Source organism: Halomonas sp. ANAO-440 (assembly GCF_019915905.1).
Classification (GTDB): domain Bacteria; phylum Pseudomonadota; class Gammaproteobacteria; order Pseudomonadales; family Halomonadaceae; genus Halomonas; species Halomonas chromatireducens.
In genome coordinates this window covers 119,320-129,245 of record NZ_JAHXBV010000012.1, presented here as the reverse complement: position 1 = coordinate 129,245, position 9,926 = coordinate 119,320, and the positions used below count along the sequence as shown (strand labels likewise).

Sequence of the window (9,926 nt, the reverse complement as noted above, 5' to 3'; positions counted from 1 at the left end):
TGATCCTGATCGCCTTCCCCGGCATCGTCACCTGGCTGCCCGATATCACTGCCGTGCGCGGCAATTGATCCCCTGGATCGCACAAGGAATCTTGCATGCGTTTGATTCAGTATCTCGACCGAAACGTGCTACGGGTGGCCGTGGTGGAAACCACCGATACCGTGCGCCCCATCATCGTGGAGGGCGGCACCCATGCCCTGGCACAGATCGCTATCGCCAGCGGACAGTCTCTTCAGGCGGTGATCGACGTTCGACTTGACGACAACTTGGTCGACTACCAGCAACTGATCGACGAGAAACGCCTGCTGCCGCCGCTGACCCACCCCGACCCGGCCCACTGCCTGGTCACCGGCACCGGCCTCACTCACCTGGGCAGCGCCGACACGCGCTCGGCCATGCACGCCAAGACACAGGTCTCCGAAACGGAACTGACCGACTCCATGCGCATGTTCAAGCTCGGCGTGGAGGGCGGCAAGCCCGCCCCAGGCGAGACCGGCGCCCAGCCGGAGTGGTTCTACAAGGGCGACGGCGACTGCATGATCGCCCCGGAAACCGAGATCCCGGTGCCCGCCTTTGCCGAGGATGCCGGCGAGGAACCGGAGCTCGCCGGGCTCTATGTCATCGGTGACGACGGCCAGCCCTGGCGGGTTGGCTATGCCATCGGCAACGAGTTTTCCGACCATGTCACCGAGCGCTTCAACTACCTGTGGCTGGCCCACTCCAAGCTGCGCGCCTGCAGTATCGGCCCGGAGCTGCTGATCGGCGAGTTGCCCGATCACCTGGAGGGCGTCAGCCGCATCGTGCGAGGAGGCGAGACCGTCTGGGAGAAACCGTTTCTCACCGGCGAGGCCAACATGGCCCATAGCCTGGCCAACCTGGAGCATCACCACTTCAAATATTCGGGTTTTCGTCGGTCCGGTGATGTCCACGTGCATTTCTTCGGCACCGCCACCCTGAGCTTCGCCGATGGCATTCAGACCCGGGACGGCGACCGTTTCGAGATCGAGCTGGCCGAGCTCGGCCGCCCCCTGCGCAATCCACTACGCTTCGAGATGGAGACGCCCCCTATCGGCGTGAAATCGCTCTAGGGGCTGCATGACACAAGGAGTTTACTTATGACCCTGCAAGGCAAGATGCTCATCGGCCGCGAGGCCGTCAGCGGCAGTTCCAAGCCCATCAACGCCGTCAACCCCGCCACTGGCGAGAATCTCGAGCCCACCTACGAGGGTGGCGGCAAGGCCGAGGTCGAGCGTGCCTGCCAGCTCGCCGAGGCGGCGTTTGGCACTTACCGCGAGACCACGCTGGAGCAGCGCGCCGTCTTTCTCGAGACGGTCGCCTCTGAGATCGAAGCCGTCGGCGAGGCACTTATCGAGCGCGCCATCGCCGAGACCGGACTGCCCCGGGCGCGTCTCGAGGGCGAGCGCGGTCGCACCTGCGGTCAGCTGCGCCTGTTCGCTGCCGTGGTGCGCGCCGGCGAGTGGCTCGACGTGCGCCTCGACCCGGCGCTGCCCGAACGCGAGCCGATGCCCCGTGCAGACCTGCGCCAGCGTCACATTCCGCTGGGCCCCGTTGCCGTGTTCGGTGCCAGCAATTTCCCGCTGGCCTTCAGCGTGGCCGGTGGCGATACCGCCTCGGCATTGGCCGCCGGCTGCCCGGTGATCGTCAAGGGCCACTCCGCCCACCCCGGCACCTCGGAGCTGGTGGGTCGTGCGGTGCAGAACGCTGTCGAAAAGAGTGGCCTGCCCGAGGGCGTCTTCTCGCTGCTGTTCGGCTCAGGCCGGGAGATCGGCCAGGCGCTGGTCAGCGATCCGCGCATCCAGGCGGTGGGCTTCACCGGCTCCCGTAGCGGTGGCACCGCGCTGATGAAGACGGCACAAAGTCGCCCGCAGCCGATCCCGGTCTACGCCGAGATGAGCTCGATCAATCCGGTGTTCCTGCTGCCCGAGGCCTTGAAGGCCCGCGGCGACAAGATCGCCGAGGGCTTCGTCGCCTCGCTGAACATGGGCGCCGGGCAGTTCTGCACCAACCCGGGGCTGGTGATCGCAGTGAAGGGTCCCGAACTCGATGCCTTCATCGCAGCGTCGGGCGATGCCGTGAAGGCAAGCGCCGCCCAGACCATGCTCACCCCGGGCATCCACGACGCCTACCAGCAGGGCGTGGGTCGGCTTTCCGGCAACGGCAAGGTCAGGGAAGTGGCCCGCGGGCAGGCCGGCGAGTCGGCCCACCCCTGCCAGGCGGGGCTGTTCGTCACTTCGGCGGCCGACTTCCTCGTTGATCCCGAGCTGCAGGAGGAGGTGTTTGGCGCCACTTCGCTGGTGATCGCGTGCCGGGACGTGCAGGAAATGCAGCGCGTGGCCGGCGAGCTCGAAGGCCAGCTCACCGCTACCCTGCAGATGGACGACGGTGATCTCGCCGTGGCCAGGGGGCTGCTGCCCATTCTCGAGCGCAAGGCGGGGCGGATCCTGGCCAACGGCTGGCCCACTGGCGTGGAGGTGTGCCATGCCATGGTCCACGGCGGCCCCTACCCGGCAACCTCGGACTCCCGCACCACCTCGGTGGGCAGCGCGGCGATCTTCCGCTTCCTGCGCCCGGTGTGCTACCAGGCGCTGCCGGAGGGCCTGTTGCCTGAGCCGCTCAAGAACGGCAACCCCTGGGGCGTATCGCGGCTGGTTGATGGCAAACGTGAGGCATGAGACGTGAACGACGAAAACAAGACGAGCGAGTATCTCCCCGAGGATTACGATCAGGCCCTGTTGGTGGGTCGCGTCTGGCGTGAAGCCGCGGGATCGAAACCGGCCGGTCCTGCCCTGGTGGTAGTGCGCCAGGGCAAAGTGATCGACATTTCCACCCACTGCAACTGCATGGCCAACCTGCTCGACCGCGGCGATGCCGCCGACTTTGCTCAGCGCGTCGAAGGAGACTCACTGGGGAACGTAACCAGCCTGCTGGCAAACTCCCTGGCCGAACCACAGTTGCCCCCTTACCTGCTCGCACCCTGCGATGTGCAGGCCATAAAGGCCTGCGGCGTCACCTTTGCGGTGAGCCTGTTGGAGCGGGTGATCGAGGAGCAGGCCGGTGGCGATGCCACCCGGGCCAGCCAGCTGCGTGCCGAGCTGAATGAGATGATCGGCAAGGACTTGTCGCGCATTGCACCGGGTTCCGATGAAGCCATGGCGCTCAAGGCCGCCCTGCAGGCCCGCGGCGCCTGGTCTCAGTACATGGAGGTGGGCCTCGGTCCCGATGCCGAAGTGTTCACCAAGGCCCAGCCCCTCTCGTCAGTCGGCTTTGGTGCTTACGTCGGGCTTCACCCGGCCTCCAAGTGGAATAATCCCGAGCCGGAGATCGTGCTGGCGGTGGATGCTATCGGAACCCCGAAAGGCGCCACTCTCGGCAATGACGTCAACCTGCGCGACATCGAGGGGCGCAGCGCCCTGCTGCTGGGCAAGGCCAAGGATAATAATGCCTCCTGCTCAATCGGCCCCTTCATTCGCCTGTTCGACGAACGCTTCACCCTCGACAGTGTGCGCACGGCGCGGGTGTCGCTGCGCATTGAGGGCGAGGACGACGGCTTCCTGCTGGAAGGCGAGAGCGATATGCGCGAAATCAGCCGCGACCCGCTGGATCTGGTCCGTCAGACCATCGGTGCCCACCATCAGTACCCGGACGGCTTCATGCTGTTCCTCGGCACCATGTTCTCGCCGATCCAGGACCGCGACGGCGAAGGCCAGGGCTTTACTCACCATATCGGTGACACCGTCACCATCGCCACGCCGGCGCTAGGCGCACTGATCAACCGTGTCGACCATAGCGACACCCTGCCCCCCTGGACCTTCGGCATTCGCCAGTGGCTGGCGCACCAGCGCTAGCCACTGGCACGGGCACAAAAAACCCAGGCCGGGTAACCGGCCTGGGTTGAGTCCATCCAGCCGCTGCATGACGGCAACCCTAGGGTATCGCAATTAGCCGACGACAAGCGCGAGGCCTGAAGCGCTGCACCTTTGGCCGACTAGAAGCAGGTTGCCAGGCTATCCTTGACCTTCAGCGCCTCATCCACCAACAACAGCTGGCGCCACTTGTCGAAGGTGAGGCATGGATGGGAAGCGCCGAAGGCGACGATATCGCCCACGGCGATATCGTCGACATCTCCGGGCAGGTGCACGAAGGTGTGCTGGTCCATCAGCTTGGTCACCTGCCACCCTACGACGGAGAGCATTTCCCCTGGATCGCCTCCTTCGCGGTAGCGGCGCAGGACCACTGGTAGTTGGTCGTGGCCAATGTCGCGCTTGCCCAGGGCAATGATCGCCAGGCCAGGCTCGGGCAGCGATTGTACCTGGGCAAAGACCTCCAATGCCGGCTCGAGCCCACGCTGCAGGTCGGGGCGTCGCCTCATGACATCGCGCTGGGCCTCACGATAAAGGCCATGGTCGTGCACCACGTAGCAGCCCGGGCGCAGCACCGGCACGAAACGATCCTGTAACGAGGCGGCCTGGAACGCTTCTGCAATCAGGTCGTACCAGGCGGAGCCTGAGGCGGTAATGATGGGCTCGGCCACATCGAATCGCCCCGCCGACTCTAGCGCCAGCACAGTCTCGACCAGGCGCTGAGCATAGTCGCGTACAGCAGCGGCGGGATCCTCGCCGTGTACAACGCCCTCGTAGCCCTCCAGCCCGGCGAGGACCAGAGCCGGTTCGGCCGCGACGGCCTCAGCCAGGGTCTGCACGGCCGCCTGGCTGCGACAACCACAGCGCCCGCCCGGTACGCCCAGCTCGATCAGCACCGCCAGGCGCTGGTTTCGCTCGGCGAAGAAGCGTCCCAACTGGCGCACGTTATCGACCCCATCCACCACGCAGTAGAAATCGGCGCCGGCCGCGATCAAGTCCGCCACCATGGCCATATTGGCCTGTCCCACCAGTTGGTTGGCCATCAGCAGGCGTCGCACGCCATGGGAGAAGGCCGCACGGCACTGGGGTGCCGTAGCCAAAGTAATGCCCCATGCCCCAGCCTCGAGCTGACGCTTGAACAGGGCCGGCGTCATGGTGGTCTTGCCGTGGGGCGCCAGGCGAGCGCCATGGACTTCGGTGAAGCGCTGCATCCACGCTAGATTGTGTGCCAGCGGCGCCTCATGAATCACTGCCGCCGGCAGACTGACTCCGCTCACCAGGTCGGCCCCCAGCTCAACGGTTCCCTTGTCGACGCCTCCCCTTTCAGTGCCAGTTCCCTTCGCCATGCTGCTCCCCCCTTCTTGCATGAATACCTCCTCTTAATACGAACTTACTGATAGTTATTTTCACATCAGCTTGACACAAAGTTAGAAACTAACATATTTTTCAAGCGAGGCAACACAGGAGCCCTTCGGTGAGCCAAGAGATTGACATCCTTTCCCGCATTACGGCGGACTTCGCCAGCCTGCGCGACGCTGAGAAGAAAGTCGCCGAGCTGATCTTCGCCGATATCGACTTCGTCACCGAGGCAAGCATCAGCGAGATTGCCGCCCGAGCCGGCGTGAGCGATGCCAGCGTGACACGCTTCGCTCGCGCCACGGGTTGCAACAACGTGCGCGACCTCAAGACCCGTTTGACACGGTCACTGGCCGCAGGCCGGCGTTTCATCCAGGAGTCGGCACCCGAGGACGGCCCCGCCGCGGTCTACGAGATCGCCACCCAGACCCTCGCCGTGAACCGCGACCTAATGGCCCAGGCCGACGTGGCCGGCGCCGTGGATCGGCTCGACGCCGCCCGCCAGATCCTCGTCTTCGGCGCCGGTGGCGGCTCCAGCATGCTGGCTCAAGAGATGCAGTTCCGCCTGGTGCGCCTCGGCTATGCGATTTGCGCTTATCCGCAGGCGCTGTTGCCACGTATGGTGGCTTCGACCCTCGACCCCGATGACGTGGTGGTGGTGCTCTCGGTGACTGGCCATACCCCTGAGATGGTGGAGTCGGCACGGATCGCCCGCCAGTACGGTGCCAAGGTTGTGGCGATTACCGCACAGGGCTCGCCCCTGGCAGAACATGCCGACGTGATGCTACCGGTGGCGGCTCGCGAGACCGATTTCATCTATCACCCTTCAGCTTCCCGTTACGCCATGCTCGCCGCCATCGACGTGCTGGCCTTGGAACTGGCCCTGCGCCATCGCGAGCGCTCCCGCGACAAGCTGCGCCGCCTGAAACTCACCCTCGATGCCCATCGCGGCGGCGATAATCGCCAGCCGCTGGGAGACTGACATGCGCTATGACCTATTGATCCGCAACGCCTGGATCGTCGACGGTACCGGCACTGCCCCCTTCCGGGCCGACGTGGCCGTACGCGGCGATCGCATCGCCGCCGTGGGAGATCTCTCCTCCTCCGGGGCAGTCAGCGAGATCGACGCCGACGGTCGCTACCTGGCTCCAGGCTTCATCGACGTGCACACCCATGACGACACCAATGTGATTCGCTCCCCCGAGATGCTGCCCAAGCTCTCCCAGGGGGTGACTACGGTGGTGGTAGGCAATTGCGGCATCAGCGCGAGCCCAGTGACCCTTACGGGCGAGGTTCCCGACCCCATGAACTTGCTGGGTCGCACCGAGGATTTCCGCTATCCAAGCTTCGCCGCATACGCCGAGGCTGTGGAGGCGGCGATCCCCAGCATCAACGTCGCCGCCCTGGTAGGCCATACCAGCCTGCGCAGCCAGGTGATGAACGACTTTGCGCGTCCCGCCAGTAACGCTGAGATCGCCGGAATGGAGCACCTGCTGCGTCAAGCGCTCGGCGAAGGCGCCCTGGGGTTGAGCTCGGGTCTCGCCTACCGCAACGCCTTTCATGCTCCCACGGCAGAAATGCAGCCGCTGGTGTCCGCGTTGGGCCGGGCCGGCGGCGTCTACACTACGCACTTGCGTGACGAGTTCGCCGGGCTGTTCGAGGCGATGGACGAAGCCTTCGCCACTGCACGCCACGGCCAGGTGCCGCTGGTCATCTCACACCTGAAGTGCGCCGGCGCCGGCAACTGGGGCGGTGCACCACATGCCCTGGAAAAACTCGAAGGGGCGGCACGTTACCAATGCGCCCACTGCGACTGCTACCCCTACACCGCCGGGTCCTCGACCCTCGACCTAGGTCAGGTCACCGACGAGATCGAGATCGTCATCACCTGGTCCGAACCACATCCCGAGCAGGCCCGCCGCCCGCTCGCGGACATTGCCGCCGATTGGGACGTGTCCCTGCTGGACGCGGCGCGGCGCCTGCAGCCGGCCGGGGCGGTCTACCACAACATGAGCGAGGATGACATGCGCCGGGTACTGGCCCATCCCCTGTCGATGGTCGGCTCCGATGGCCTGCCCAACGATCCGCACCCGCACCCGCGGCTATGGGGCGCCTTCCCCCGCGTGCTGGCGCACTATAGCCGCGACCTGGGCCTGATGCCTCTGGCCGAGGCGGTGCGCAAGATGACCGGCCTGTCGGCCGCCAACTTCGGCCTCGACGATCGCGGCGTGATCCGCACCGGGGCCTTTGCCGATCTGACGCTGTTCGACCTCGATACCCTCGCCGATACCGCCGACTACGACACCCCAATCGCCCCGGCTCGGGGCATCGAGATGGTCATGGTCAACGGTGTCATCGGCTATCGCCAAGGCGAGGCTACCGGCGAACGTGCCGGACGCATGCTGCGCCGCACGAGGCGCATCACCGATACGCCTTCCCGACACATTCCCACCAAGGAGAAATGGCAATGAGCATTACCCGATACGGCATCGAGGGCGGCGTCGGCACCGGCGGACAGAAGCTGCCGTTCGCACGCGCCGTGGAAGCCGGCGGCTGGCTCTACGTTTCCGGCCAGACGCCGATGCGAGACGGCGAGGTAGTCGAGGGCGGCATCGTCGAGCAGACCCGGCACGCCTTCGACAACTGCCTGACAATCATGCGCGAGGCCGGCTATGGCGTGGAGAACGTAGTGCACGTGACGGCGGTGCTCACCGACGCGCGTTATTTTTCGTCGTTCAACAAGGTGTTCCGCGACGTGTTCGGCGACAACCCGCCGGCACGCATCTGCAGCGTCCAGGACCTGGTGGTGGAATGCAAGGTAGAGGTAGACGTCAAGTGTTTCCGGGCCGACCGGGCCTAGAAAGAGGGGGTGCCGTGCCCCGGCAAGGGCACGACACCGGATCGTCGACGGGACCTCACAAGACAAGATCAACCCGCCGGCAATCGTGACATTGCTTACCCTGGCCGCGGCAACGGCCGGGCAAACAACGACAAGAGGCTACCATGAACAGTCAAATATTCCTTACCACCTTTCTGGTGTACGTCGTCGCCATGATCGGCTTCGGCTGGTGGATCTCCCGCCACAAGCGCGGCAGCGGCGACGACTTCCTGCTCGGCGGGCGCAGCGTGCCTCTATTCCTCACCATCGGCACCACCGTGGCCACCATGGTCGGCACCGGATCGAGCATGGGAGCGGTGGGGTTCGGCTACGCCAACGGCTGGGCTGGGGCGCTGTACGGCATCGGGGGTGCCGTCGGGGTGCTACTGCTGGCGCTGCTGTTCGCCCCAGTACGCCAGCTGCGATTCATGACCATGAGCGAGGAGCTCGCCTACTACGTGGGTGCCAACCGCCTGGTGCGCAACCTGGTCGCGGTGCTGATCTATATCGCCTGCATCGGCTGGCTGGGTGCGCATATCCTGGGCGGCGGGCTCTACCTCTCCTGGATGGCGGGCATCGACCTCAACACCGCACGCGTCCTGGTGGCGCTGGGCTTCGGCATCTACTGCGTGATCGGCGGCTACTTCGCCGTGGTGTGGACCGATACCGTGCAGGCGGTCATCCTGTTCGCCGGTTTCCTGCTGATGGCCGTACTCGCCCTGGTCGAGGTCGGCGGCTTCTCGGGGCTGACCGCCGGGATGGATGCCGGTGCGGCCAGCTTCCTCGGCATCGGGGCGATCGGTGGCCTACCGGCACTGTCGCTCGCGGCGGTAATCGCCGTTGGCGTACTCGCCACCCCCTCGTTCCGCCAGCGCATCTACTCAGGCGAGTCGGTCTCTTCGGTGCGCCGCTCCTTCGTGATCACCGGCGTGCTCTACCTGGGCTTCTCGATCATTCCGGCAATCATCGGCATGGCCACCCATGCACTGAATCCCGGCCTCGAGAACAGTAACTACGCCTTCCCCTTCCTAGCCACTGAGGTGCTGCCCCTTGGGCTCGGCCTGCTGCTTCTGGTGGCAGGACTCTCAGCGACCATGTCCAGCGCCAGCTCGGATGCCATTGCCGGGGTCTCCACGCTGATGCGCGATCTCTATACGCTGGTCACGGGCCAGGCGCCCTCAGCCCATAACGTTGTGCGTTTCTCCCGCATCGCCCTGGTCGCCACCATTGGCCTGGCACTGGCATTCGCCCTGACATCGGACAATGTGATCACCTATATCACTCGCATGATCGCCACCATTATGGCCGGGCTCTTCGTCTGTGCCCTGCTTGGTCGCTTCTGGCCGCGCTACAACTGGCAAGGGGCGGTAGCCACCTTGGTAAGCGCCTCGGCAACGTCGCTATCGATCATTGCCAACGCCGATTGGAGCGCCTATTGGGGCAATCCGAGCATACCGGCGGTATCGGTGGCAATGTTCGTCGGAGTGGCTGTCAGCTTGCTCACGCCGGCTTCCCGTGTGACATCCGAACAGGCGCTGGAAATTCTCAACGAAGAGCGTCGGCGTATGGAACAGGTTCCCGATGCGGCTCTCACAGCAGCGCAGGTCACCTCATCCGGCCAATAAACGTCGGTACTCGATTGGTTCGCTATTGCTCATAGTATTCATAGGAGCCACATGCACCTATCGCTGCACTACCGAAATCAAGCTCGCGGAATAGGTACCTAGCTGGAATAGTCGAGCGTTTATCGTGGCCTTTGTAGGCACTAACAAAAAAAACCCAGGCCGGGTGACCGGCCTGGGTTTTTTGCG

The 9,926-nt window shown here is 64.9% G+C and carries 8 protein-coding genes; 7 read left to right on the top strand and 1 reads right to left on the bottom strand.

What is annotated here, in order from left to right; all coding sequences use genetic code 11:
* The first annotated feature begins 95 nt into the window (after positions 1–95).
* The 3 genes from araD1 to KZO25_RS10775 are packed head-to-tail and all read left to right on the top strand — an operon-like array spanning position 96 to position 3,866.
* Positions 96–1,088 (top strand): AraD1 family protein, encoded by a 993-nt coding sequence (gene araD1 / locus KZO25_RS10785; RefSeq protein WP_223136965.1) that lies wholly within the window; start codon positions 96–98, stop codon positions 1,086–1,088.
* A gap of 27 nt (positions 1,089–1,115) precedes the next feature.
* Positions 1,116–2,693, top strand: coding sequence for an aldehyde dehydrogenase (NADP(+)) (locus KZO25_RS10780; protein WP_223136964.1), 1,578 nt, complete (start codon positions 1,116–1,118; stop codon positions 2,691–2,693).
* A gap of 3 nt (positions 2,694–2,696) precedes the next feature.
* Positions 2,697–3,866, top strand: a complete 1,170-nt coding sequence (locus tag KZO25_RS10775) for a fumarylacetoacetate hydrolase family protein (RefSeq protein WP_223136963.1) — start codon at positions 2,697–2,699, stop codon at positions 3,864–3,866.
* Positions 3,867–4,006: 140 nt separating this feature from the next.
* Here KZO25_RS10775 and KZO25_RS10770 read toward each other — a convergent pair whose 3' ends face one another.
* The gene (locus KZO25_RS10770) at positions 4,007–5,227 is read right to left on the bottom strand and encodes an amino acid deaminase (RefSeq protein ID WP_223136962.1); all 1,221 of its coding nucleotides are present in this window, start codon (positions 5,225–5,227) and stop codon (positions 4,007–4,009) included.
* A gap of 128 nt (positions 5,228–5,355) precedes the next feature.
* On the opposite strand from KZO25_RS10770, the gene KZO25_RS10765 reads away from it, so the two are divergent.
* From KZO25_RS10765 to KZO25_RS10750, 4 genes are all read left to right on the top strand, one after another.
* Complete coding sequence (locus tag KZO25_RS10765) at positions 5,356–6,219, top strand: MurR/RpiR family transcriptional regulator (RefSeq protein WP_223136961.1); 864 nt, start codon at positions 5,356–5,358, stop codon at positions 6,217–6,219.
* A 1-nt stretch (position 6,220) separates the two neighbouring features.
* Positions 6,221–7,708, top strand: coding sequence for an N-acyl-D-amino-acid deacylase family protein (locus KZO25_RS10760; RefSeq protein ID WP_223136960.1), 1,488 nt, complete (start codon positions 6,221–6,223; stop codon positions 7,706–7,708).
* Entirely contained in the window at positions 7,705–8,097 is a 393-nt protein-coding gene (locus tag KZO25_RS10755; protein WP_223136959.1) for a RidA family protein, read from the top strand. The genes KZO25_RS10760 and KZO25_RS10755 overlap by 4 nt, the downstream gene beginning before the upstream one ends.
* Positions 8,098–8,240: 143 nt before the next feature.
* Positions 8,241–9,740 (top strand): sodium:solute symporter family protein, encoded by a 1,500-nt coding sequence (locus KZO25_RS10750; protein ID WP_223136958.1) that lies wholly within the window; start codon positions 8,241–8,243, stop codon positions 9,738–9,740.
* Positions 9,741–9,926: the final 186 nt, after the last annotated feature.

Excerpts from the sequence above, each read along its gene's own strand:
- araD1 (WP_223136965.1), top strand. The coding sequence starts at position 96 with ATGCGTTTGATTCAGTATCTCGACCGAAACGTGCTACGGGTGGCCGTG.
- KZO25_RS10780 (WP_223136964.1), top strand. The coding sequence starts at position 1,116 with ATGACCCTGCAAGGCAAGATGCTCATCGGCCGCGAGGCCGTCAGCGGC.
- KZO25_RS10770 (WP_223136962.1), bottom strand. The coding sequence starts at position 5,227 with ATGGCGAAGGGAACTGGCACTGAAAGGGGAGGCGTCGACAAGGGAACC.
- KZO25_RS10760 (WP_223136960.1), top strand. The coding sequence starts at position 6,221 with ATGCGCTATGACCTATTGATCCGCAACGCCTGGATCGTCGACGGTACC.
- KZO25_RS10755 (WP_223136959.1), top strand. The coding sequence starts at position 7,705 with ATGAGCATTACCCGATACGGCATCGAGGGCGGCGTCGGCACCGGCGGA.
- KZO25_RS10750 (WP_223136958.1), top strand. The coding sequence starts at position 8,241 with ATGAACAGTCAAATATTCCTTACCACCTTTCTGGTGTACGTCGTCGCC.